At 69.2% G+C, this 24,501-nt stretch carries 23 protein-coding genes, 1 tRNA gene and 1 pseudogene; 18 read left to right on the forward strand and 7 right to left on the reverse strand.

Going from position 1 to position 24,501, the window contains the following annotated elements:
• Positions 1-7: 7 nt before the first annotated feature.
• Together KPL78_RS21530 and KPL78_RS30985 are read right to left on the reverse strand one after the other, a co-directional pair.
• On the reverse strand, positions 8-1,405 hold the full coding sequence (locus tag KPL78_RS21530; protein WP_219765040.1) for a ketopantoate reductase family protein: 1,398 nt from the start codon (positions 1,403-1,405) through the stop codon (positions 8-10).
• A 118-nt stretch (positions 1,406-1,523) separates the two neighbouring features.
• A pseudogene (locus KPL78_RS30985) lies at positions 1,524-1,640 on the reverse strand (IS481 family transposase); the annotation flags it as partial.
• A gap of 155 nt (positions 1,641-1,795) precedes the next feature.
• Between KPL78_RS30985 and KPL78_RS21535 the strand changes: the two are divergent.
• A complete protein-coding gene (locus KPL78_RS21535; protein ID WP_219765041.1) occupies positions 1,796-6,244 on the forward strand; it encodes a Calx-beta domain-containing protein in 4,449 nt (1,482 codons plus the stop codon).
• A gap of 181 nt (positions 6,245-6,425) precedes the next feature.
• On the opposite strand, the gene KPL78_RS30880 is transcribed toward KPL78_RS21535, so the two are convergent.
• Entirely contained in the window at positions 6,426-6,671 is a 246-nt protein-coding gene (locus KPL78_RS30880) for an abortive infection family protein (RefSeq protein ID WP_219765042.1), read from the reverse strand.
• A gap of 106 nt (positions 6,672-6,777) precedes the next feature.
• Positions 6,778-6,867 (reverse strand) — tRNA-Ser (locus tag KPL78_RS21545).
• 224 nt (positions 6,868-7,091) lie between these two features.
• On the opposite strand from KPL78_RS21545, the gene rplU reads away from it, so the two are divergent.
• From rplU to KPL78_RS21570, 5 genes are all read left to right on the forward strand, one after another.
• On the forward strand, positions 7,092-7,409 hold the full coding sequence (gene rplU, locus KPL78_RS21550; protein ID WP_219765043.1) for a 50S ribosomal protein L21: 318 nt from the start codon (positions 7,092-7,094) through the stop codon (positions 7,407-7,409).
• Between the two features lie 12 nt (positions 7,410-7,421).
• Entirely contained in the window at positions 7,422-7,691 is a 270-nt protein-coding gene (gene rpmA / locus KPL78_RS21555) for a 50S ribosomal protein L27 (protein ID WP_219765044.1), read from the forward strand.
• Positions 7,692-7,760: 69 nt separating this feature from the next.
• Positions 7,761-8,783, forward strand: coding sequence for a GTPase ObgE (gene obgE / locus KPL78_RS21560; RefSeq protein WP_219765045.1), 1,023 nt, complete (start codon positions 7,761-7,763; stop codon positions 8,781-8,783).
• Positions 8,784-8,829: 46 nt separating this feature from the next.
• A complete protein-coding gene (locus KPL78_RS21565; protein WP_219765046.1) occupies positions 8,830-10,389 on the forward strand; it encodes a DUF1800 domain-containing protein in 1,560 nt (519 codons plus the stop codon).
• On the forward strand, positions 10,386-11,585 hold the full coding sequence (locus tag KPL78_RS21570) for a DUF1501 domain-containing protein (RefSeq protein ID WP_219765047.1): 1,200 nt from the start codon (positions 10,386-10,388) through the stop codon (positions 11,583-11,585). Before KPL78_RS21565 ends, KPL78_RS21570 begins: the two co-directional genes overlap by 4 nt.
• Positions 11,586-11,733: 148 nt before the next feature.
• On the opposite strand, the gene KPL78_RS21575 is transcribed toward KPL78_RS21570, so the two are convergent.
• Positions 11,734-12,219: a DUF1269 domain-containing protein gene (locus tag KPL78_RS21575; protein ID WP_219765048.1), complete on the reverse strand. Its 486-nt coding sequence runs from the start codon at positions 12,217-12,219 to the stop codon at positions 11,734-11,736.
• A 128-nt stretch (positions 12,220-12,347) separates the two neighbouring features.
• On the opposite strand from KPL78_RS21575, the gene proB reads away from it, so the two are divergent.
• The gene (gene proB / locus KPL78_RS21580) at positions 12,348-13,475 is read left to right on the forward strand and encodes a glutamate 5-kinase (RefSeq protein WP_219765049.1); all 1,128 of its coding nucleotides are present in this window, start codon (positions 12,348-12,350) and stop codon (positions 13,473-13,475) included.
• 96 nt (positions 13,476-13,571) lie between these two features.
• Here proB and KPL78_RS21585 read toward each other — a convergent pair whose 3' ends face one another.
• Both KPL78_RS21585 and KPL78_RS21590 read right to left on the reverse strand, forming a co-directional pair.
• Complete coding sequence (locus KPL78_RS21585; RefSeq protein WP_219765050.1) at positions 13,572-13,883, reverse strand: hypothetical protein; 312 nt, start codon at positions 13,881-13,883, stop codon at positions 13,572-13,574.
• Positions 13,884-13,979: 96 nt separating this feature from the next.
• A complete protein-coding gene (locus KPL78_RS21590) occupies positions 13,980-14,294 on the reverse strand; it encodes a hypothetical protein (protein WP_219765051.1) in 315 nt (104 codons plus the stop codon).
• A gap of 330 nt (positions 14,295-14,624) precedes the next feature.
• Here KPL78_RS21590 and KPL78_RS21595 point away from each other — a divergent pair, with 330 nt between their 5' ends.
• From KPL78_RS21595 to gpmI, 11 genes are all read left to right on the forward strand, one after another.
• Positions 14,625-15,467 carry a Bug family tripartite tricarboxylate transporter substrate binding protein gene (locus KPL78_RS21595; protein ID WP_219765052.1) on the forward strand — a complete coding sequence of 281 codons (843 nt, stop codon included), beginning with the start codon at positions 14,625-14,627 and terminating at the stop codon, positions 15,465-15,467.
• A gap of 449 nt (positions 15,468-15,916) precedes the next feature.
• Entirely contained in the window at positions 15,917-17,182 is a 1,266-nt protein-coding gene (locus KPL78_RS21600; RefSeq protein WP_219765053.1) for a glutamate-5-semialdehyde dehydrogenase, read from the forward strand.
• A complete protein-coding gene (locus tag KPL78_RS21605) occupies positions 17,182-17,928 on the forward strand; it encodes a hypothetical protein (RefSeq protein WP_219765054.1) in 747 nt (248 codons plus the stop codon). Before KPL78_RS21600 ends, KPL78_RS21605 begins: the two co-directional genes overlap by 1 nt.
• Before the next feature lie 46 nt (positions 17,929-17,974).
• Positions 17,975-18,829 (forward strand): 2-keto-4-pentenoate hydratase, encoded by an 855-nt coding sequence (locus KPL78_RS21610; protein ID WP_219765055.1) that lies wholly within the window; start codon positions 17,975-17,977, stop codon positions 18,827-18,829.
• Entirely contained in the window at positions 18,826-19,452 is a 627-nt protein-coding gene (locus tag KPL78_RS21615) for a nicotinate-nucleotide adenylyltransferase (protein ID WP_219765056.1), read from the forward strand. The genes KPL78_RS21610 and KPL78_RS21615 overlap by 4 nt, the downstream gene beginning before the upstream one ends.
• Before the next feature lie 50 nt (positions 19,453-19,502).
• Positions 19,503-20,333 carry a ribosome silencing factor gene (gene rsfS, locus KPL78_RS30885; RefSeq protein WP_369412815.1) on the forward strand — a complete coding sequence of 277 codons (831 nt, stop codon included), beginning with the start codon at positions 19,503-19,505 and terminating at the stop codon, positions 20,331-20,333.
• 19 nt (positions 20,334-20,352) lie between these two features.
• Positions 20,353-20,784, forward strand: a complete 432-nt coding sequence (locus KPL78_RS21625; protein WP_255569308.1) for a 23S rRNA (pseudouridine(1915)-N(3))-methyltransferase RlmH — start codon at positions 20,353-20,355, stop codon at positions 20,782-20,784.
• A 186-nt stretch (positions 20,785-20,970) separates the two neighbouring features.
• On the forward strand, positions 20,971-21,648 hold the full coding sequence (locus KPL78_RS21630) for an NnrU family protein (RefSeq protein ID WP_219765058.1): 678 nt from the start codon (positions 20,971-20,973) through the stop codon (positions 21,646-21,648).
• A 91-nt stretch (positions 21,649-21,739) separates the two neighbouring features.
• Positions 21,740-22,192 carry a MarR family winged helix-turn-helix transcriptional regulator gene (locus KPL78_RS21635; RefSeq protein WP_219765059.1) on the forward strand — a complete coding sequence of 151 codons (453 nt, stop codon included), beginning with the start codon at positions 21,740-21,742 and terminating at the stop codon, positions 22,190-22,192.
• Between the two features lie 22 nt (positions 22,193-22,214).
• Positions 22,215-22,616: a DUF1398 domain-containing protein gene (locus KPL78_RS21640; protein WP_219765060.1), complete on the forward strand. Its 402-nt coding sequence runs from the start codon at positions 22,215-22,217 to the stop codon at positions 22,614-22,616.
• 63 nt (positions 22,617-22,679) lie between these two features.
• Positions 22,680-24,239 (forward strand): 2,3-bisphosphoglycerate-independent phosphoglycerate mutase, encoded by a 1,560-nt coding sequence (gpmI, locus tag KPL78_RS21645; protein ID WP_255569309.1) that lies wholly within the window; start codon positions 22,680-22,682, stop codon positions 24,237-24,239.
• Positions 24,240-24,501 lie beyond the last annotated feature (262 nt).

A 24,501-nucleotide genomic window follows, 5' to 3' on the forward strand; every position in this document is an offset into this window, starting at 1 on the left:
GCGACGGTCAGGCGGGACGGAGAGCCTCGAGCTTCTCGACCACGGCCGCATTGGCGGGCGCCGCGATGCCACGGCGTCGCGCCTGCTTCACCACCTCGCCATTGATCAGCGAGACCTCGGTACGACGGCCGCGGCCCAGATCCTGCGCCATGCCGCTGATTGCCGTCGGGTTCAGGTGCTCGCCATACCGGATCAGCCCGGCTTCCACCTCGGCACGCTTCGCGACGTCGCCCTCTGCCACTCCAAGCCAGGCGTCCCCTGCGACGCCGCAGATCCGATCGAGCGCAATGCCGCCGGCCGTGGCCACCGTGACAACTTCCAGCGCGATGGACAGCAACTCGGCCCGCAGCGACGGCTCGAGAAAAAGGTCGCGGATCGGCCGCCCATGCAACGCGGAGAGCGGTGAGGTCATGCAGTTGAAGGTCAGCTTCGTCCAGCGCGCCGCCGCCATGTCGCTGACCGCCTCTGCGCCATCGATACCGCTGAAGAGATCGACGAGCGCCGCGATGCGCGGTGTTGCCGGACCCGCCGTCTCGCCAATCCGGAACAGCGGTGCGCCGCCATCGCGACGCGCGCGGTGCCGCCGCATGGCGCCGGGTTGCGTGAGATTGGCGAAGAAGCCTGTGACGATGCAGCCGATCACGCGGTCATGGCCGAGTTCATCCGCCATGGCGAGATCGGCGAGCGCATTGAGCGTGACCAGCCAGGTGCCACGCCAATGGCGCTCGATCGCCGCGACCATGGCGGGCGCATCGGCGAGCTTGGTGCAGAGAATGGTCAGCCGCGGCGCTATGGCGGGCACTTCCTCGGGTGTCGCGATCACGCGTGGATGCGCCACGAATTCGCCGCTCGGCTCGCTCACGGCGAAGCCACTGGCGGCGATCGCTGCTCGGTTCGGCGTCCATGGTTCGAGCAACGCGACCGCCTCGCCCCGCGCCGCGAGATGAGCAGCGATGTAGCCGCCGACCGCGCCAGCACCAACCACAAGGAGAGGCGCGCAATCCGACGGCGTGATGTTGGTCATCGAGGAGCTTCCATGATCGTCGTGTCGTTCACCTCGCATCATGCCAGCCTTCGGAGCATGCCGTGAAGTACGTGCCCGACGAGGAACACGATTGAGTCCCGTGCGCGATCGCATGCCTGCATCATGGAGATTGGCGCGCCACAGGCGCGCGACGGAGATGGGGCGCGGCACAGTGTTCACGCGATGCACCTTCCTGAGTTTCTTGCTGTCATTGCCGATATCGTTGGAGGAACTCTGAAGGTGAGGTTGACCCGCTTTCGTGGAGACCCCGAGGCTTGAGACGGCGGTATTGGAGATGCCCAGGCCGATGCCGCCCCGCTGCGTCGGATCCGGACGATCCAGGCTGGTTCGCATGAGACCTACGGCGCGCCGCGAGTGCATGCAGAGCCGAGCGCGCCAGGTGCGCGATGGTAGCGCTGCGGGGCAAAGAGACAGTCGTCCAGCGACAGCAAGGTGTGACGGCGGAAGGCGACATCAGCTCGCGCTCGCCGCTGGGTGATGGTGTTCGGATTCACGCCCGGGCGACGAGCCAAGGCCCTCCGACTCTCTTGACTATCCTGGATCGCGCGACCGGCCGCGTCAGTCGCGCGGCGCAGCCGTGGCGACCCTGACCCATAGCGTGTCCCTCCAAGCCGAGGAGAAGATGGCACGACCAAAATCCGAGCAAAACATCCAGCCTCACCAACGCATATCGCGAAAATCTCTCCCAAGAAAAATTATACGAATATTGATGATTCTAAAATGAATTGGCAACTATCCAGAGGAATAGAGATGAAATCCGACCACGCTTATTATCACTCTATACGCGGCGATGCGGATTGCGCCGATTTCCCAGACGGCGCCTTTCATCAACGGAGGGATCCGATCATGACGCTCAGGTCCAGCCGATCTCTATCGCACGTGGTCGACCTTGGCCGGGCTCTGCGAGGGCCCGACGCGCCGGAGGAATGGCTGCTGGCCCTGCTGTCGCATGACGAGGCCGACCTCGTTCGGGGCCCGGTCAGCCAAGCTGGGATGGATCTTGTTTTCCTGGCGCATCGGGGTCCGCCGGAGGCCTCCGCTGACAGCGTGATCGAAGCCGCCGGCAACGTCGCGCAGGCGCTGTCCGACACGCGATCCGGGGTGGCCCTGGCGCCTGCCGCCACCACGAACAACGATGCGACCATCGGCATCGCGGCACTCGACGCCAGCAATACCGAGGGCTCCGACGGCACTACGCCATTCACCTTCTTGGTCACTCGCACCGGTGGCATCTCGGCCGCGCATGCCGCGACCTGGAGAGTGACCGGCTCAGGAGCCGCTCCCGCGGTCGCCGCCGACTTCGCGGGTGGCGTCCTGCCGACCGGCAGGGTCCGCTTTGACGCCGGCGAGACCACCAAGGTCGTCACCATCAACGTTGCGGCCGACGTCGCGGGAGAACTGAATGAACGCTTCCAGGTTACCCTGTCGAATCCCTCGGCCGGCGCCACGATCGGCAGCGCGTCGGCCGGCGCCCTCATCCTGGACGATGACGGCCTGCTTTCCGTCGCCCCGGCCGGCATGGCCCGAGCCGAGGGAAACGGCGGCGGCGCGACGGAGGTCGCCTTCCTTGTCACACGTACCGCCGATCTCGGGCAGGCAACGACACTCACCTGGTCCGTCGCGGGATCCGGCGCGTCCCCCGTCAACGGGGCCGACTTCGCGGGTGGCGCCCTACCCAGCGGAACGCTGAGCTTCGCCGCGGGCGAAGGCAGCCGGATCGTAACCCTGCGGATCGCCGCCGATGCCGTGCATGAGGCGGTGGAGGCGCTGCGCTTCACCGTCTCCGGCACCGTGACCGGGCAGGCATTCGCCCCCAGTACCACGCAGACCATCCTGAACGATGACGCACCGGCCTCGCCCCTCGATCCGCGCGTGATCTATGTCGATCCTACCGCCGCGGCCGGTGGCGACGGCTCGATGGATCGGCCGCTGCAGTCACTCGATGGCGTCACGCTCCTGCCCGGCGACATGGCGCTGCTACGCGGCGGCACCGTGTCGAAGTCCTTCGTCATCACCGACCAGGGCATGCCCGACCGGCCGATTGTCATAGGCTCCTATGGTGTCGGAAACGCCAGAGTGGACGGCACTGTCGTGCTCAGCGGGGCACGATACGTCGCGCTGACCAACCTCGATATCGAGCCAGGCGATGGCTACGGCGTAGTCCTGACCAATGCGACCGGTTTCAGCACGGTGGACAACTGCAGCATTCACGGGGGTGAGATCGGCGTCGTGGTCCGGGGCAACGTCGCCGATGGCAACGTCATCTCCGGCAACCGCATCTATGAGAATGACGGCATGGGGGTCTGGCTCGACAGCACCGATCTCTGCATCGGCGCGGCCACCCTGGTCAGCGGCAATACCATCTACAGAAACGGCCAGCAGGGTATCGCGCTGCATGCCGGGCACGCCATCGTCGAGGGCAACACCGTCGTCAACAACGGTCTTGCCGGGCTCGCCGGCATGTCTGCAATCCACGTGGTCGGGACTGCCAGCCACGAGGCGCACGGCAATGTCATCCGCAACAACATCATCGCCCACCAACGCGACGGCGCGTCCTACGACGGCAACGGCATCCAGCTCGATCACTGGTCGGACGACACCCTCGTCATCGACAACCTGGTGTTCGGCAATGATGGCTGCGGGATCAACGTATTCGCCGCGAGCGGCAGCGTCGTCGCCGGCAATATCGTGCATGGCAACATGGTCGACAGCGGCGGCACTCACGTCATCGCGATGGCCGAGATCTTCTTCGGGGAAGCCTTGTTCGCTCCCGGATACAGCCAGCACAACGTCATCACCGGCAACACGGTATTCGCCACGCATCCCGACGCCGCGGCCATACAGGTGCAGGAGGTCGTCACGGCGCAGACGTCCAACATCATCACCGGCAACGCGCTCGGCCGCTCCGGTCCCGGCGCCCTGTGGATCTGGGGATTGCAGCAGGGCACGTCTCTCGACGACTGGAACGCCCTGGCACTGGTCGGCAACGATGCCGCAGCCGTCGCGCCCGCTACCCCCGCGATCGATGCGGCGATGCTGGATCGCAGTTTCACGCCGCACTCAGGTCTCTATGGCGCTCACGATCCGGAGGATATGACCCAGGAGGTGGCGGGCCCAGGCCACACCGACATCCTTGGCAGCCCGCATGGCAGTTGGATGTCCGCCGGCGGCATGGATGCCACGCTGTCGGCCTTTGCCGGAGATAACCAGCTCGCGGCGGGCAGCGGCGAGACCACCTTGCGGGGTGGGCCGGGCAATGACGGTCTGTTCGGCGGTGCCGGCAATCATCGCATCTTCGCCGGCACCGGCGGTGCGGTGATTACCGGAGGATCGGGCAGCAGCCTGCTCGTCGGCGGCCCGGGCGACGACATCATCTACGCCGGCAACGGTACGCTTCCCGACACGATCGATGGCGGCGGCGGCACCAACACGCTCGTTGCAGGTGGCGGCATCGACACCTTCGTGATCGGCGCGGGAGTCAGTTACATCTATGAGTTTGCCACCGGCCAGGATCGTCTCGATGTCAGCAGCCTTGGCGCCCGCACGCTGGCCGACCTGGACCTCCTCGCGGGAGGGGAACATTCCGTCGTGCTCGACAAGGGAGGTGTTGTCCGCGCGTTCCTGGTGGGTGTCGATGCCACGAACATGCCGCCGGACAGCTTTATCCTCGCCCACAGTGACCACGCCGCCATCCTGTCCATCACCGCCGCGCCAGCGCCGAAGCTGGAGGGCAACTCCGGCACCACGCGATACGCTTTCGCCGTAACCCGGTCGGGCGACCTCTCCGTCGCCCACTCGGTGCGTTGGTCTACCGAGGGCATTACCGGCAAGGAGGGCGGTCCGGCAGATGCATCGGACTTCGCGGCCGGCGTGCTGCCCTCCGGCACGCTGCAATTCGCGCCCGGCCAGGCCACCCGGTCCATCGTGGTGGAGGTCGCCGCCGACAGCACCCTCGAACGGACCGAGACATTCGCCGTGCGGATGACGGAGCCCTCGTCCGGCGCGACAATCGGCACGGCTCTGGCGTTCGGCACGATCCGCAACGACGACGCCCAGATCGACCTGGTGTCTGCCGGTGCCGCCAATGCCGAGGGGCAGGCGGGCAGCGACGGCGCCGTCGTCTTTACGGCGCTTCGATCGGGCAGGGCCGATGGCGCCGCGTCAGCCAACTGGTCCGTGGAGATCAGCCGTTCCGGCGGCGCCAACGAGGCGGACTTCGTCGGCGGGGTCTTGCCCAACGGCACGGTCACCTTCGCGCCTGGCGCCAGGTCGGCATCGATCGTCGTGCCTGTCGCCGGCGATAGTCTGATCGAGGGTGATCAGCGCTTCACACTCCACCTCACCGACCCGAGCACAGGTGTGTCGATCGGTAGGAGCAGCGTGACCGGGATCATTCGCGACGACGACATGCCAGGCAGCGGAACGCTCTCGGTCGTCACGCCGCTCGTCGCGAGGCTCGAGCGCACCGGCGCTACGACGACCTTTGCCTTCGATGTGGTCCGTAGCGCGGACCTTTCACTTGGTGCCAGCGTCGACTGGGCGGTGCATGGCGGCGGCGTCGCCGGCATCGGGGCGGCCTCAGCCAGCGATTTCGGCCGTTCCGACATGCCTGCGGGGAAGATCGATTTCGCGCCGGGCCAGGATGTGCAAACCGTTCTCGTCAAGGTGTCCGGCGACCGCACCGGCGAGCAGGATGAGGCCTTCACCTTCGTGCTCTCCGGCCCAGCTGCCGGCGTCGCATTGGCGAAGGCGAGGGCGGTGGCCGTCATCACCAATGACGACCCGATCACCGGCACCGCGGCCAACGAGACCATCCGAGGCTTTGAGACGGCCGACATCTTCGTCATCGGCGGCAGCCGCGATACCGTGATCGGCAAGGACGGCACCGACACCTTTCGCTTCCAGCAATCGGCAATCGGCGCCGCCAGCACCAACGGCACGACCATCGAGGATTTCCGCCCGCAGAGCGGGGAGAAGCTCGACCTTGCCGCCATCGACGCCATTGCCTGTACCGAGGCCAATGACGCCTTCCATTTCATCGGCACGGCTGCGTTCAGCGGCCGGGCGGGCGAACTGCGCTGGACGGACATCGGCGCGTTGCGATTGATCGAGGGCGACATTGACGCCGATCGTTCGGCCGACCTGTCCATCGTCGTTATCGCGACCGGCGTTGTTGACGTGTCGTGGTTCGTTCTTTGAGTGATACCACCCGATCCGGAGACGACGTCGCGTTGTGCGCCGGCGCCACGCCATCCTGATGCGGCGTGGCCACCCATGCTTAACAACGCGGTGATCCGAGCCGGCGCGCGCTACAGGGCGAGAAGGGTTCGGACTGAGCGCCGATAGGTCACGGTGCTGACCGACTTCATCCTGCGAAGCTTCAGGCGGTGTGGACTCCGGGGATTCCCTTGAGGTGCTGACCCTGCGCCCTTGGATGCCCTGGGACTGTGCGAGAGTGCGTTGAAGGGAGACGGAGCCCGTGCGCATCGCTGATCCTGTTCCGCAGCGCGCCGAGCCGGTTCACGATCTGCTGGCAGCTTCCGGGAATGACCTTGAAGCTCTCCTCATGGTGTTGGCTCGGCGCGAGCTTGAGGCATTCCGCCGCAAACCCCCACAGCTTCGGCAAGTCCGCATCGTCCGTGTAGCCGGCGCATCCTTGGGGATAGAAATGGGGGTTGGAAAACTCGCCGCCTGATTATTCGCTGATCAATCAACACTCTGGCGGGGAAAACTGGCGGAGAGGGTGGGATTCGAACCCACGGTACAGTTGCCCGTACTTCGGTTTTCGAGACCGACCCGTTCGACCGCTCCGGCACCTCTCCGCATCGGGCCGGCTCAGGCCGCCCCACAAGGTTCCCCGGTCGAGGGGTCCCGCCGTATAATCATCTCCCTCGCGTGGCGCAACGCCCCCTCCTCTGCGGTTGACGCCCGCCCTCCCCCGGCGCTATACGCCCGCTCCCACGGCAGCACCTCGGGTGCCGCCGATGATCGGTTTTGGGCCGACACCCACAAACCACAACAGTTCGAGAGAGTCCCGGGGCGACCCATGACCTATGCAGTGATCCGCACCGGCGGCAAGCAGTACCGCGTCACCCCCGACGCCGTGCTCACCGTCGAGAAGCTCGAGGCCGAGCCCGGCTCGACCGTGACCTTCCACGACGTCCTCCTCCTGGCTGGTGAAGCCGGGCTGACCGTCGGCGCCCCCACCGTGCCGGGTGCCACCGTCACCGCCACCGTGGTCGAACAGACCCGCGGCGACACGGTCATCATCTTCAAGAAGCGCCGCCGCCAGAACAGCCGGCGCAAGAACGGCCATCGCCAGCACCAGACGGTGCTGAAGATCGCCGCCATCACCGCGGCGTAAGGAACACTCCCAATGGCTCACAAAAAGGCAGGCGGCTCGTCCCGCAACGGTCGCGACTCCGAAGGCAAGCGCCTTGGCGTGAAGCTGTTCGGCGGCCAGACCGTGAATGCCGGCTCCATCATCGTGACCCAGCGCGGCACGAAGATGATCCCGGGCACCAATGTCTATGCCGGCCGCCAGCACTCCCTGCACGCCGCCGTCACCGGCCGCGTGAAGTTCGTGCGCAAGGCCGAGGGCCGCGTCCATGTCACGGTCGAGCCCGAGACCCTGGCCGCCGAATAAGGCTGCGCCCAGCGCCGTCCGTCATCGGGGGCCGCAGGGCCCCCGTTTGCGTTTCAGGTCCCCCGCACGATGAAATTCCTCGACGAAGCCAAGGTCTGGACCAAGGCGGGTGACGGCGGCGACGGCGTCGTCGCCTTCCGGCGCGAGAAATACATCGAGTTCGGCGGCCCCGACGGCGGCAATGGCGGCCGGGGCGGCAGCGTGATCGTCGAGGCGGTGGACGGCCTCAACACCCTCATCGACTACCGCTACACGCAGCATTTCAAGGCGCGGAAGGGCGGCAATGGCGCGGGCAGCGACCGCACGGGCGCTGCCGCCGACGACGTGATCATGAAGGTCCCCGTCGGCACCCAGATCTTCGCCGAGGACAAGGAAACCCTGCTTGCCGACCTCGATGCGGTCGGCAAACGCATCGTCATCTGCAAGGGCGGCGATGGCGGCTTCGGCAATGCCACCTACAAGACCAGCACCAACCGCGCCCCGCGCCGCGCCGACAAGGGCTGGCCCGGAGAGGAACGCTGGATCTGGCTGCGCCTCAAGCTCATCGCCGATGCCGGGCTGGTCGGCCTGCCCAATGCCGGGAAATCGACCTTCCTCGCCGCCGTCTCGGCCGCCAAGCCCAAGATCGCCGACTACCCCTTCACCACCCTGCATCCGCAACTCGGCGTCGTGCGCCTCAATGCGACCGAGGAATTCGTCATCGCCGACATCCCCGGCCTGATCGAAGGTGCCCATGAAGGGGCCGGACTCGGCGACCGGTTCCTCGGCCATGTCGAACGCTGCGCGGTGCTGCTGCACCTGATCGACGGCACCCAGGCCGACCCCGCCGGCGCCTACCGCACCATCCGCGACGAATTGGAAGGCTATGGCCATGGCCTCGCCGACAAGCCCGAGATCGTGGCGCTGAACAAGCTCGATGCCATGACGCCACAGGCCCGGGCCTCCCGCGTGAAGGCGCTGGAACGCGCCTGCGGCCGACCCGTCCTCGTCATCAGCGGCGCGACCGGCGAGGGTGTGCCCGCCGCCCTGCGCGCCCTAGCCGACACCATCCACGCACGGCGCCAGACTGAAGCTGAGGTTGTTCCCGGCTGACGCAACCGTCATCCCGCACCGGCGCTGGATGCGATAGAATGTTTTCATGTCCAGGGCCCCGCTCGGCGAGGACGCCGCTCGACGCCTGCTGAACCGCATCGCCTACGGCCCGCGGCCGCAGGATGTGCCGGCTGTCGCGCAGATGACGGCGGCCGACTGGATCGAGGCCCAACTCGCCCTGCCCACCGGAGGGTCGGAGGTCGACGCCCATCTCGCTACCCTGACGATCCCCATCCGCTACGCCTCCGGGCCGGGCGAACAGATCGTCGACGAGGACCGCCCCCTCGTCACTCTCGGCTGGACCCAGGAAAAGCGCTGGGCGCTGGCACAGAACCGCCTGGCGGTCGCGTATCAGGAACGCGAAAGACCCTACCGAGAACTCGCTGCCGCAACGATGGCGCGCAAGGTGGTCGCACCGGATCAGTTGCGGGAGCGCCTGGTCGAATTCTGGCACGACCATTTCTCTGTCGCCTGGCAGGCTGGACCCGGCGTGCTGGTCTCCCTGCCCGACCACGATGCGCGTATCCGGCAGCACGCCTTCGGCAATTTCGGCGCCTTGCTCGAAGCCATGGCCTCGAGTCCGGCCATGCTGGCCTATCTCAACAACAGCAGCTCACGGGCTGGGGCGCCCAACGAGAACTACGCCCGCGAATTGTTCGAGCTGCACACGCTCGGCGCCGCCGCCTATCACCCCGACGCCCGCACCTGGCACGACGTGCCCGGGGCCGAGGCAGGTGAGCCGGTCGGCTATTTCGATGGTGATGTGTGGGAAGCTGCGCGCGCCCTCACAGGCTGGACGATTGCCATGGGCCAGCGCGTGGACGCGGCGCGGACCCTGCCGGAGACCGGCGCATTCACCTATGTCGAGCGTTGGCATGACGGCTACCAGAAGCGCGTGCTGGGGAAGGAGCTGACGCCCTTCGCGCCGGCCCTGGCTGACGGCCGCGCTGTGCTCGGCTTCGCCGCCACCCATCCCGCCACGGCGAGACATGTGTGCGGCAAGCTCGCCCGCTTCCTGCTCGGCGACCCCGCGCCGCCGGCTGCGGTGGCCCGGGCCGAGGCCGCCTTCCTGCGGCATCGCGCCTCCCCGGACCAGATCGCGCAACTGCTTCGCGCCCTGCTCGACGGGCCGGAAGTGACCGACCCGGCCGTCTTTCGCGTGCGCCGGCCGCTCGACATCGTGGCCGCTTCGGCGCGCGCGCTTGCCATCCCGCTCGTCCCGCGCCCGCCCCTGACGGATGGGATGACCCGTGCCGGTCAGAACCTCTTCGCGTGGTTCCCTCCCGATGGGCAGCCCATCGACGCCGCCTATTATCTGGGTGGCGGCGCGCTGATGGCGCGGTGGTCTCTCCTGCTCGGCCTGGCCCGGAATGACTGGGGCACCGGCACCTCACCCTTCTATGCCGAGATGGCCGGGCGGCCGGTGGCGGAGGCGGCAGGCCGGGTGGCGACCCTCGCCCTCGGCAGTAGCGCCGGCCCTGCCGTGGCGGACCGCCTGATGCGGGCCTGGGCCGTGGACCGCCGCCCCGACCGGCTGCGCAATCCGCAGGAGGCGGCGCTGCTGGCCGGCATGACGCTGCTCGCGCCGGGGTTCCAGCAAACATGATCACGCGCATCGGCCGCCGTGGCCTGCTCCGGGCAGGTCTTGCCATCGCAGCCATGCCGGGGCTTCGCGGCCTCGCCTTTGCCGATGCGGCCGCCGCGCCGCCGCTGCTGGTGGTGGTCTTCCTGCGCGGCGGGATGGATTCGCTGCATGTCCTCTCGCCGGCCGACGATGCCAGCTTCGTCGCCATGCGCACCGCCGATCTGCGCAGCACCGCCGAAGGCGGCATGGCAGGCCATCGCCTCGATGCCCATCCGGGGATCGATTTCCGTCTCCACCGGGAAGCCGAGGGTCTCGCCGACATCTGGCGCGACCGCCGCATGGCCTTGTGGCCGGCCGCGGGCGTGCCGGAAGCGACCCGCAGCCATTTCGAGGCCCAGGCCATGATTGCCGGCGGTCGTGGTCGACAGAACGACCCGCGCGCCGCACGGGGCTGGCTTGCGGCCTGGGCGCAGGCCGTCGGGCACGGCAACAGCGGCCCCGCGGCACTTGCCGCGCAGAGCGGGCTGACGCCCGAGCTGCTCGGCGGTGACCGCGCCCTGGCGCTGCCCTCCATCGCCGGCGGCCTGCGGCTGCCGGGCGGGCGCCTGGGGGCGGCGGCACTTGAGGCTCTGCATGCGGGCGGCCAGGACATGGTCTCCGTCGCCGTGCGCAGCGCGATCGACGACATGCTCGCGCTGGATGCGCTGCTGCCGCGGAACGGCGAGGACCGGCCGATCCCCTATCGTCCCGCCAATGGCGCGGATTACCGGCCGGCCGGCAGTTTCGGCGCGGCGCTCTCGACAGTGGCCCAGGCGGCCAAGCTGCATGGCGGGCTGGTCGCAGCCCAGGTCGATCTGGGCGGGTGGGACACGCATGAGGCGCAGGCCGCTCGATTGCAGAACCAGGTGCGCACGCTCTCGCGCGGCCTCGCGGCCTTCGATGCGGACATGGCCCAGTTGCCGCGGCGCTGGACCGTGCTGGTGGTGAGCGAGTTCGGCCGCCGCCTGCGCGCCAATGCGAGCGGCGGAACGGATCACGGCCGCGCCGGCACGGTCATGGCCTTCGGGCGCGGCGGCGCCCTGGGCGGGCATTTCGGGGCCTGGCCGGGGTTGGCGCCCGATGCGCTGGAGGACGGCGTCGACCTGCGCGTCGCCGAGGACTACCGCGCCGTCTTCCGCACCGTCATGCAGGACCTGGCCGGGCAGGCCGTGCTGTAAGCGGCTGCCTGGAAACGCGCCGCTCGGCGCGTCGCCATACCCGGTATCGGCCCGCGCGCCCGCCCGGCCACCCAATGACAGGACCCTGGATGGGTGGCCGGGTGGGGGTGCGGGCCGGTGCCGGACGTTCCGTAGGGGCTTCGCGGGATCAGCCCGCCTTCAGCGCGTCGCGCAGCTTGCCTTCCTGTTCGGTCGTCAGGTTGGTGCGCAGCACGGTCCCGCCGAAATGCGCCATGGCCGGCAGCACCTTGTCCGCCGTCACCTTGCGCACCAGGACGCAAAGCGCCGCCTGGCCAGGCGTCAAGGCAGCGGCGGCGTCCTTCAGGAACTTGTCGTCAATGCCGACATCGGTGAGGTAGCCGCTGATCGCCCCGCCGGCCGCGCCCGCCGCCGCACCCAGCAGCGGATTCAGGAAGAGCAGCCCGATCAGCGTGCCCCACAGGGCCCCGCCGGCCGCCCCGGCCGCGGTGGTGTTGATGAGCTGGTGCAGCTTCACCGCGCCGTCCGGTTGGCGTTCCGCCACCACGGCGTCGCCGATCTCGATCAGGTATTCCTTCTGCAGTTCGATGAGCTTCGCGCGGGCCGCCTCGGCCGTTGCGAGGTCGGGATAGGCGATGATGATCAGGTCGGCCATGCGTGGTGCTCCCTCATGCCATGCGGCGGGCGGACCATGCGGCGGGCCGCGGGGCATGGCAAGCAAAGGGTCTGTGTCGCGCGTCCCGGCCTTCAGACCCGCCGTCCCGCGTGCTACAGCCGCGCGCCATGTCAGATCCGACTGCTCCCTCCCTCGCCGGCGCCAAGCGCATCGTCGTCAAGATCGGCTCCGCCCTGGTGGTGGATGAGAAGACCGCGGCACCGCGCGCTGACTGGCTCGCCTCGGTCGCCGCGGATGTCGCGGCCCTCCGGGCGCGGGGCGCGGAGGTGGTGCTGGTCTCCTCCGGCGCCATTTCGCTCGCCCGCCGTGCCCTCGGGCTGACACGCCGTGCCCTGCGTCTGGAAGAGAAGCAGGCCGCCGCCGCGGTCGGCCAGATCCGCCTGGCCGGCGCCTGGCAGGAGGCGCTGTCGGCCCATGGCATGAACGCTGCGCAGCTCCTGCTGACGCTCGAGGATTCCGAGGATCGCCGCCGCTACCTCAATGCGCGCGCGACCATTGCGACGCTGCTGCATCTGGGATGCGTGCCCGTCATCAATGAGAACGACACCGTCGCGACGGCGGAGATCCGCTTCGGCGACAATGATCGCCTCGCCGCGCGCGTCGCCGAGATGATCGGCGCCGATGCGCTGGTGCTGCTGTCGGATATCGATGGCCTCTACACCGCCGATCCGCGCAAGGACCCCGACGCCGCGCATATCCCCGCGGTCGATCGCATCACCGACGACATCATGGCCATGGGGGGCGAACCGCCACCGGGCTATTCGTCAGGCGGCATGCGCACCAAGCTGATCGCGGCACGCATCGCGACTGGCGCGGGCTGCGCGATGGCGATCGCACTCGGCAAGCGCGACAATCCGCTGCAGGCGCTGGTTGATGGTGCGCGCTGCACCTGGTTCCTGCCCGCGCCGGAAGGGCGCACGGCGCGCAAGCGCTGGATCGCGGGAAGCCTCGCACCGCTCGGGGTGCTCACGGTGGATGCGGGGGCGGCGCGCGCACTGAAGCGCGGCTCCTCCCTGCTGCCGGCGGGGGTACGCATGGTGGATGGGGATTTCTCGCGCGGCGATCCGCTCAGCGTGCGCGACGAGACGGGCCGCGAAGTCGCGCGTGGCCTGTCGGCCTATGATGCCGAAGCCGCGCGGCTGATCGCCGGCCACCGCAGCGAGGAGCTCGAGACGCTTCTCGGCTGGCGCGGCCGCGACGAGATCATCCATCGCGACGACCTCGTCCTGCTGTAGGGCAGACACGACAACGGCCCGCACCTCGTTGGGGGATGCGGGCCGTTGTCGCCTGCGGGCTGCGCCCTGGGGGCGCAGCCCGACAGCCGGGACGGGTCAGCGCGGCGCGACAGGCACGTAGCGCACGGACTGGTTTTCACCCGAGCCGTCAATCACGGCATGGTACTGCACGACGCTCGGCAGGACGGAGCGCGGCACGTCGACCGATACATTGCCGCCGCTACCGACGATGGTTGCGGGTTCCAGCGCAACGCCCTGCGGCGTCGCACCGGCATAGGCGACGGACTCGTTCTCGCCCGTGCCGCCCACATAGGCGTAGCCGAGGCCGGCATCGGCGGCGAGCGCACCCTGCGCCGCGGCAAGACCCAGAGCGGCGGCAGCGGCGAAGCGAACGATGATGCGGTTCATGATCTTTTTCCTTGCTGAGGGAGATGCGCCGTCGGGCGCAACCCCGAATTCAAAGTCGTGCGCCGGATGGCGCAGATGTTGGGAGAGAGGCCAGGATCAGCCGCGCGGCGCGACCGGCACGTAGCGCACGGACTGGTTCTCGCCCGAGCCGTCGACCACGGCGTTGTACTGCGCGACGCCGGGCAGCACCGTGTGCGGCACGTCGACCGAGACGTTCTCGCCGCTGCCGGTGATGGTCGCGGGTGCCGCGAGCACGCCCTGCGGCGTCGCGCCGGCATAGGCGACGGACTCATTCTCGCCGGTGCCGCCCACATAGGCGTAGCCAAGGCCGGCATCGGCAGCGAGCGCACCCTGCGTCGCGGCGAGGCCCAGAAGGGCAGCGGCGGCGAAGCGAATAGCGATGCGGTTCATGTTCGTTCTTCCTTTGATCGGTCACGGGGGAAGGAAACTTCCTGTCCACCGCTTCGCCGCCAGAGATGGTCCGGTAACGCTGAACTTCCCAACGCGTGGTGATGATCGCCGCCATGCGATCCGCGAATGATGACTTGTCGCGGATCGACACCATGCGACACTGCGAAGAACGACAATCATCGAACCGGGTGAACATCCATGATCGATCACTTCTCTCGTCGCGCCATTCTGGCCGCTGCGGCAGTACCGCTTGCGACCCCGTCTTTGGCGCAGGATGCTTTTCCAAATCGCCCGATCCGTATGCTTGTCGGCTACACGCCAGGCGGCGCTGTGGATATTTCGGCGCGCGCCTTCGCCCCGCGCATGGGTGAGATCCTTGGCCAGCCCGTGGTGATCGAAAACCGGCCCGGCGCGGGATCCAACATCGCGAGCGAGGCCGCCGTGCGCAGCCCGGCGGACGGCTACACCATCCTGCTCGCCACCATCGGTGCGCTGGTGGTCAGCCCGATGGCGATGCGGCTGTCCTTCGATCCGCAGCGTGACCTGGTGCCGGTCTCGATGGCGGTGGATTTGTTCAACATCCTCGTCGTTCCCGCCGACCGGCCCTGGCGCAACGCGGCGGAACTGATCGCCGCGGCGAAGGCCGCGCCGGGCCGGCTATCCTACGGCACCAGCGGCATCGCCGGCGGGCCGCATCTGGCCGGCGTGCTGTTCGACCGCATGGCCGGCATCGAGACGACGCCCGTCCACTACCGCGGCGGCGCGCTGATCGTGACCGACCTGCTGTCCGGCCGCATCGATTTCTCCTTCGCCACCGCGCCCTCGGTGCTGCCGCAGATCGAGGCCGGCAAGCTGCGCGCGTTGGCCGTGCCGACCCTCACGCGATCCCGCCTGCTGCCGAACGTGCCGACGGTCGCGGAAAGCGGCGTGCCCGGCTTCGACGTGCCGGGCTGGTATGCGGTGGTCGCACCGCGTGGCACGCCTGAGCCGGCCATCGCCCGGCTCGCCTCTGCCATGCGCACGGCGCTGGACGAACCCGAGGTGACCGCAACCCTCAACCGCAACGGGCTGGAGCCCAAGCCGAGCACGCCCGCGGAACTCGCCGCCGCCTGGGCGGAAGAACGTGCGAAGTGGGAACCGATCATCCGCGAAAGCGGCATCCGCATCGAATAGAGCCCCGGCGACCGGAGAGTTCCGCTGTGGAATTGGAGGGGCGCCGCCCCTCCAAACCACCCCGGCAAAGGCCGAAAGGCCTTTGCAAACCTCAACTTGGCGCCCTGCACCACTGATAGAATGCGAGCCGAAACCCGCCCTTGCGCACGAAGCGCGCTGGGTGGGCCAAACATGTCCGTTGCGCCGAGTAGCAATAGATTGCGGTCCAGGATGCCCGGCATCCTGGCGGGGTGGTCCGGAGGGGCGGCGCCCCTCCGGTTCCCGCCTGCGAAAGCAAACGGGCAATCAGGCTCATTGTCGTTTGCAATGACCCGCCCGGCCTCGTGCGCGGACATTCCACGGAAGGGTGCGGACACGACACCGTCGCGCGGATCGGGTAATCTGCGCCGGCGCCACCATCTGATGGGCGCGCGGTGGGCAAGTCGCCCGCCGCCAAGGAGAATTGGACCGTGAACGTCATCGCTGAGGACGCTACCCGCCTGCTCGACACCGCTGCCCGCGCCGCGCGCGAGGCTGCCGCGATCGTCGCGCGTGCGCCGCGACCGGCGAAGGACGCGGCATTGCGGGCGGCGGCTGCGGCGCTGCGCGCGCGCCAGGATGCGATCCTCGCGGCGAATGGGGCGGATGTGGATGGTGCCCCTGGCCTCAGCGTGGCCTTCCGCGACCGGCTGACGCTGACGCCCGCGCGCATCGAGGCCATGGCGCAGGGGCTTGAGGAAGTCGCGGAATTGCCCGATCCCGTGGGGCGGACGCTCGCCGAATGGACGCGGCCGAATGGCCTCGTCATCCGCCGCATCGCGCAGCCGCTGGGCGTCATCGGCATGATCTTCGAGAGCCGGCCGAACGTCACCGCCGATGCCGCGGCGCTCTGCCTGAAGTCGGGCAATGCGGTGATCCTGCGCGGCGGGTCGGAGAGCACGCGCTCCGCCGCCGCCATCCATGAATGCCTGGCCGAGGGTCTGCGCGCCGCCGGCCTGCCCGAGGCCGCGATCCAGGTCGCGCCGACCGCCGACCGGGCCTTCGTCGGCGCCATGCTGCGCGCCTCCGGCCTGATCGACCTGATCGTGCCGCGCGGCGGCAAGGGGCTGGTCACGCGCGTGCTGGAAGAAGCGCGCGTGCCGGTCCTCGCCCATGCCGAAGGCCTCTGCCACACCTATGTGCACGCCGCCGCCGATCCGGCGATGGCGCGCAGCATCGTGGCGAATGCGAAGATGCGCCGCACCGGCATCTGCGGCGCGACGGAGACGCTGCTGATCGACGCGCAGATCGCGCCGACGCTGCTGCCGTTGCTGATCGAGGATCTGCGTGCGCTCGGCTGCGACTTCCGTGCCGATGACCGCGCGCGTGCGATCGTCGCGGGCCTGAAGCCGGCGACGGAGCAGGATTTCGCGACCGAATGGCTCGATGCCATTCTCTCGGTCGCGGTGGTCGACGGCGTCGCCGATGCGCTCGCGCATATCCGTCGCTACGGGTCCGAGCACACCGAGGCGATCATCACGCAGGACGAGGCCGCGGCGCGCGCCTTCCTCGACGGGCTCGATTCCGCGGTGGGGCTGTGGAATGCCTCGACGCAGTTCTGCGACGGCTTCGAATTCGGCTTCGGCGCCGAGATCGGCATCGCCACCGGGCGCATGCATGCCCGCGGCCCGGTGGGGCTCGAACAGCTCTGCACCTATCGCTACCTGGTGCTCGGCACCGGACAGGTCAGGCCGTGATGCGGGGCGCGCTGGCGCTGGTGGCGTTGCTCGCCGCCACGCCGGCGCGCGCCGACTGCCCTGACCTGCCGGCCGCCGCGCGCTTCGCGATGGCGCTGCTGGAGCGCCGGGTCCCCGCGCCCTTCGACATCGCGACGGAGACCGAGGCGCATTGCGCGCAGCGCAAGCTTGTCGCCTTCCTGGCGCAGCCCTGGGGGGATGTCTCGGGCATCGCGCTCGATGCCGCGCGGCTGCCGCCGCTGCAAGGGTCGCTGCTCTTCGCCAATCTGCGCGCACGGTCGGGGGCGACGATCGACATCGGCTATGCGGCCCGTCCGGCGGTCGCGCCCGGCGTGCTGCTGCGCATCGGCGCGAATGGCGAACCCGTGGCGGCGAGCCCCTTCCTGGCGCTGCTGGACCTCGCCGCCTTCGCGGGCAGGACGGATGCCGTGGCGCGGATTGCCGGGAATCTTGGCCTGCGGCTCGGCGTGGTGGGGACGGAAGCCCCGCTGCCGGCCACCGCGCCGGACGCGCTTCTGCAGGCGGATGGCAGCACCATCGCGGCGCTGCCGCGGCTCGGCCTGGCCGCCCCGCCGGCGGATCTCATCGCCGACCTCGCCCGCGACATGGCGAATGAGGGCCGCCCACTGCGGCGGGACGAGCTGGTCGCGCTGTTCGCCGACCCCTCCCCCCTCACGCCCCGGGCCGGCGAGACCTGGCGCCTGTCGATCCCCGGCCTCGGCTCGGCGGAGGTGAACTTTCGCTGAGGCGCGCTTCCCCGCTAGCATCGCGCCGACGCGGAGGAACAACACCATGCGCCGGATGCTGCTGCTGGCCAGCCTGATCGCCCTGCCCCTCGCCGCGCAGGCCGAATGCCCCGACGAGGCGGCGATCGAGCGCCTGGCCGAGGCGCTGCAAGACAACCAGCCCTCGCCCGCCTTCACGGGCATGACATCGCTCGCCGACGGCTTCTGCGCCCAGGCACGGCTGGTCGAGGAGCTGCAACGCGCCTGGGGCCGGCCGGTGGGTTACAAGGTCGGGCTGACCAGCGCGCCGGTGCAGCAGCGCTTCGGGGTGAACCACCCGGTGCGCGGCGTGCTGCTGGAAAGCAGCGTCAGCCTGCGCTCCGGCGCCGAAATCCCGGCCCGCTTCGGCGCCGTGCCGGTGATCGAGAGCGACTTCCTGGTACGCGTGCGCGACGACGGCATCAACCAGGCCGGCCATGACCGACTGGAGATCCTGCGGCATCTCGACGTGGTCATTCCCTATATCGAGCTGCCCGACCTGGTGCTGTCAGGCGGCTTCGACGGGCCGAACCTGCTGGCGATCAATGTCGGCGCGCGGCTCGGCGTGCTCGGCACGCCTATCCCGGCGGAAGCGACGCAGGACTTCGTGGACCGGCTGGGGTCGATGACCGTGACCATGGTCGATGACCGCGGGCAGGTCCGCGCCACCGCGCCGGGGACGGCGGCCCTCGGCCATCCGCTGGATGTCGTGGCCTTCCTGATCGAGGACCTGGCCCGCGCCGGGCTGAAGCTCGAAGCCGGGCAGTATCTGTCGGTCGCCGGCTACTCGCCGACGCTGCCTCTGGAAGCCGGGCGCACCTATACGGTGCGCTATGACGGGCTGGTGGCGCAGCCGGTCAGCGTGAGCGTCCGAACACGGTGACACCGGGACGATTCGGCGATGCGCGGCGACGGCGCATCGGGCTGCTTGGCGGCTCCTTCAACCCGGCGCATGAGGGGCACCGCCATGTCGCGCGCCGGGCTATGCAGGCGCTGCGGCTGGACGAAATCTGGCTGATGGTCTCGCCGGGCAATCCGCTGAAGCCGGTGCAGGGCATGGCGCCGCTTCCCGAACGCCTGGCCTCGGCGCGGCGCATCGCGGATGGGCGGCGCATCATCGCGACGGATATCGAGGCGCGGCTCGGCACCCGCTACACGGCCGATACGCTGGCCGCGCTGCGCCGGCGCTTCCGCCGCGCGCGCTTCGCCTTCGTGATCGGGGCGGACAATATGGTGCAGTTGCCGCGCTGGAAGCAGTGGCGGGCCATTGCGCGCACCGTGGCGCTTGGCGTATTGCCGCGGCCCGGCTGGACACGCCGGGCACTGGCCGGCCGCGCGGCGCATGTGCTGGCACATCACCGGCGCGTGCCCGGGGGCGTGCTGACGGAATCCTTTGCGCCCCACGCCGCTTGGTGCTTGGTTCCGGCGCGGGAGCACGCCGCATCCGCCACCGCGATACGACGCGCGCAGGCGGAGCGATCCACGGGCGAGAGGAGGGGGCCATAGCCCGCACGCCGAAGACCACCGAGACGACGACCGCGCCGAAGGCGAAGGCCGTGTCGAAGGCGAAGACGAAAGCGGAGATCGAGCCGAAGACCAAGGCCGTCACCGCCAAGGCCAAGGCTCCGCCGAAATCGAAGGCAAAGGCTGCGCCGAAATCGAAGGCAAAGGCCGAGGCCGAGCCGAAGACCAAGGCCACTGCGGCCAAGGCCAAGGCTGCGCCGAAACCCAAGGCAAAAGCCGAGCCGAAGACCAAGGCCACTGCCGCCAAGGCCAAGGCTGCGCCGAAACCCAAGGCAAAAGCCGAGCCCAAGGCCAAGGCCGCTACCGCCAAGGCCAAGGCTGCGCCGAAACCCAAGGCAAAAGCCGAGCCCAAGGCCAAGGCCGCTACCGCCAAGGCCAAGGCTGCGCCGAAATCGAAGGCACCTGCGAAAGCGGCCACGACCAAGGCGAAGTCCGCGGCGCCGAAGGGCACGGCCACGCCCGCAGCCCCCCGCCCCGCCCGCACGAGCAAGCGGGAAAAGCTCTCGCCCGATCGCCTGTCGCTGCTCGTCGCCGCGGCGATGGCCTCGCTCGAGGACGACAAGGCCGAGAACATCGTGCTGCTCGATGTCACCGGCCGGGCCGACTACGCCGACCGCCTGATCATCGCCACCGGCCAGGTGGAGCGCCAGCTCCAGGCCATGGCGACCCATCTGGACGAGGCGCTGGGCAAGGCCGGGCTGAACCTGAAGCGCGATTCGATCCAGGCCTCGCCCGACTGGGTGCTGATCGACGCTGGCGACCTGGTGATCCACCTGTTCCGCCCGGATGCGCGGGAACTCTACCGCATCGAGCGTATGTGGGGCCCGGAAAGCCCGGGGGCCGGCGACGCCGCGGCCGGTTAGGATCCTCGCCGTCGGGCGGATGAAATCGGGGCCGGAGGCGGCACTCTACGCGCACTACGCCGCGCGCCTCCGCCCGCCGCCCGAGGTCACGGAAATCCCCGAAGCCCGTGGCTCTGCCGCCGAGATCCGCCGGCGGGAAGGCGCCGCCTTGCTCGCCGCCCTGCCGCCGGATGCCGCGGCCGTTGCGCTCGACCTCGGCGGCGACGCCCCCGACAGCGAAGGCTTCGCCGCGCTGATCACCCGCATCGAGGAGGCCGGCCGTACCGCCTGCTTCCTGATCGGCGGGGCGGAAGGGCTCGATCCCTCGGTGACCGCGCGGGCGGAACGGCGGATCGCGTTGGGGCCGATGACTTGGCCGCACTTCCTCGTGCGGGGGATGCTGGCGGAACAGCTCTACCGGGCACAGGCCATCCGGCAGAACCATCCCTACCATCGCGCCTGGCGACCCTGATGGCGGGATGAGGTCCGGATAGGGGCAGCGCCCCTCTCCGGTTCGGCCGGCAACGCCTATCCCTGCCCTCAAGGAGGCGAGGCCCCTCCGACTGCCGCCTCGCCGGACGACCCCATGAGGAAACACGTCCCTCGGCCTTCAAAGTGACGCTGGACGCCACACGGGCGCCGCGCGGATCATGGCGTCATGCTGCTGCTCATCCTCGTCGCGCTGCTGTGGATCGCCGTGCATGTCGGCGTGTCCGGCACGGCACTGCGCGGGCGCGTCGTAGCCCGGACCGGCGAGGCCATGTTCATGGCCGCTTTCTCGGCCGTTTCCCTGGCCCTGCTCGCCCTGATGGTGATCGCCTGGCGCGGGGCCGAGACTGCGCCGCTGTGGTTCGCGCAGGGTTGGCTGCGCTGGGTCATCGCCGTGCTGATGCTGCCGGTCTTCGTGCTCTTCGCCTGCTCGCTGATGGGCAACCCCACTGCGACGGGCGGTGGTGGGCTGCTGGCGAAGGGGGCACACGGTATCCAGCGCGTTACGCGCCATCCGATGCTCTGCGCCTTCGCGGGCTGGGCGGCGCTGCACATCCTGGGCAATGGCGACACGGCAGCCATTGTCTTCTTCGGCACCCTGCTGATCACCGCGCTGGCCGGCATGCCATCCATCGACGCGAAGATGGCGCGGCGCCATCCGCAGGCGTGGCCGGGCTTCGCGGCGGAGACTTCGATCCTCCCGTTCGGGGCGATCCTCGCCGGACGAAACCGGCTGGTGCTGCGAGAGATCGGCTGGATCGCGCCGCTGGCGGGCCTGCTGCTCTGGGCAGGCGTACTGCATGGGCATCGCATCCTGTTCGGCGTGCCGGTGCTGATTCCTGGCTGACCGGGACGCCAGTCAGCCCCGCGCCGCGTCGATATAGTTGACTTGGAAATCAAATGTCGTTAGTTTCCTAGTCAACAATAGGCTTCGATGCATGACCGCCATCCCCGATCTCAGCGATCATCTCGGCTACTGGCTGCGCCAGGTGTCGAACCATGTCTCGCACGCCTTCGCCCGCCGCCTGGCCGATCAGGACGTGACCGTCGCCGAATGGGCGCTGATGCGCGTGCTGCATGGCGAGGCCCCGATGGCGCCCAGCCGCATCGCCGACCGCATGGGCATGACGCGCGGCGCCGTCACCAAGCTGGCCGACCGCCTGATCGCCAAGGGCCTCCTGGTCCGGGAAGCCAGCCCCGAGGACGGCCGCGCCCAGACTCTCTCCCTGACGGAACCGGGCGCGGGATTCGTGCCGCGCCTCGCCGCGCTGGCCGATGCCAATGACGCGGCCTGCTTCGGCCATCTGCCGGATGCCGACCGAGCGGCGCTCGGCCGCATCCTCAGGGACATGGTTCGCCATCTCGGCGTCACGACCGTCGCCATCGATTGAACCCCAACACCCAGGAGCCTTCATGGACGACCACCTCGCCGCCATCGCCGCCGACTGCCTGGACGGCGCCGAGACCGGCAGCCGGACCTTCCCCGGAATCGTCGCCACGCTGATGCGGGCCGGCTTCGAGAGCTACGCCATCGACTTCCGCCGCGCGACGGCAACCTATTACCGGCCCGATGGCGACAGCGTCGCGTTGTCGGCACCGCGCCATGCGGTCTCGATCGCCGAGACCTTCGATGTGCCTGCCCTCCAGGCCGCGATCCGCGAGGCTCAGCAGCTCGTCCCCGGCTACACCTATGGCGGCTTCTGCACCAAGGCGATGGCCGCCGGCTGCGTCGGCTATGTCGTCTCCTTCCCTGGCCGCCGCGCAGTGTATTCCGGCCGGACCGGCGAAACCCATGTCGAGCACTTCCCGCAATAGCCGACCGGCCTTGCCGGGCGGGCGCGGCAGGGGTTAAGCCCGGGGCAACATAAGGACCCTGCCATGCCCGCCAGTCGCCCGCGCCCCGTCATGCTCGTCATCCTCGACGGCTGGGGATGGCGTGAGGACCGCGCCGACAACGCCGTGCTGCAGGCGAAGACGCCCGCCTTCGATCGGCTCTGGGCCGAATGCCCCCATGCGTTCCTGCGCACCTCGGGCCCCGATGTCGGCCTGCCGACTGGCCAGATGGGCAATTCCGAGGTCGGCCACCTGAACATCGGTGCCGGCCGCGTGGTCATGCAGGACCTGCCGCGCATCGGGAATGCCGTCGCCGATGGCTCGATCGCGAGTTTGCCCGCGCTGACGGGACTGATCGAGAAGCTGAAGGAAACCGGCGGCACCTGCCATCTGATGGGGCTGCTGTCCCCGGGCGGGGTGCATGCCCATCAGGACCATGCGGTCGCCCTCGCCCGGATTCTGTCCGCAGCCGGAATCAAGGTCGCCATCCATGCCCTGACCGATGGCCGCGACACCGCCCCCAAGGCGGCCCCCGAGTTCCTGGCAAAGTTCGAGGCCGATATCGACGGACTGCCCGGCGTCTCGATCGCCACGGTGATTGGCCGCTACTTCGCCATGGACCGCGACAATCGCTGGGAACGCGTCTCCCAGGCCTATGACGCCATGGTCGTCGCCGAGGGCACCCACGCCACGGACGCGCAGGCGGCCATCGCGGCCGGGCACGCCGCTGGCAAGACGGACGAGTTCATCCCCGCCACCGTCATCGGCGGCTATGCCGGCATGCAGGATGGTGACGGGCTGCTCTGCTTCAATTTCCGCGCCGACCGGGTGCGGCAGATCCTGGCGGCGCTGCTCGACCCGTCCTTCTCTGGCTTCGCCCGCAAGCGCGTCGTCCGCTTCGCCTCCGCCGCCGGCATGACGGAATACAGCGAGGCGCTGAACCCCTTCCTCGCCACACTCTTCGCCCCGCAATCCATGGCCGACATCCTCGGCAGCGTCGTCTCCGCCCAGGGGATGACGCAGCTCCGCATGGCGGAGACCGAGAAGTACCCGCACGTCACCTACTTCCTGAACGGCGGCGAGGAGACCCCCTTCCCCGGCGAGGACCGCATCCTGGTCCCCTCCCCCAAGGTCGCGACCTATGACCTGCAGCCAGAAATGTCCGCGCCCGAGCTGACGGACAAGGCCGTGGCGGCGATCGGGTCCGGCACCTACGATCTGATCGTGCTGAACTTCGCCAATGCCGACATGGTGGGCCATACCGGCAGCCTGGCCGCCGCCACCAAGGCGGTGGAGACGGTGGATACCGGCCTCGGCCGCATCGCCGATGCCATCCGCGCCGCCGGCGGCGCGCTGTTCGTCACGGCCGACCACGGCAATGCCGAAATGATGAAGGACCCCGTCACCGGCGGGCCGCACACGGCGCACACCACCAACCCCGTGCCGGCCATCCTGCTCGGCGCGCCCAAGGACGCGGCGCTGAAGGATGGCCGCCTGGCCGATATCGCGCCGACGCTGCTGGCACTGCTTCAGGTCGCGCAACCGGCGGCGATGACGGGGACGTCGCTGCTCCGTCCACGGCATGAAGCGGCCGCCGCGGACTGAACCAGAGAGGGGCTTTGCCCCTCTCCGGACCTTACCCCACCACGGGGACCCATTCGCGTTGCCATGTAACGCGAATGGGAACCCGCATAGGCCACAAGGCCTTTGGTGGGGTGGCTTGGAGGGGCAAAACCCCTCCGACTCTGCCTCTGCCTGTTGCTCTCCGCCTCCGCTCTCGCCCAGCAGCCCTCCCGCGAATCCGTCCAGGACGCCCGTCGCGCCGCCGATGCGAAACGCGTGCTGCGCATACGAGCCCGCTCATCTT

The sequence above is a fragment of the Roseomonas alba genome, from assembly GCF_019430885.1.
In the GTDB taxonomy this organism is placed as follows: Bacteria; Pseudomonadota; Alphaproteobacteria; order Acetobacterales; family Acetobacteraceae; genus Neoroseomonas; species Neoroseomonas alba.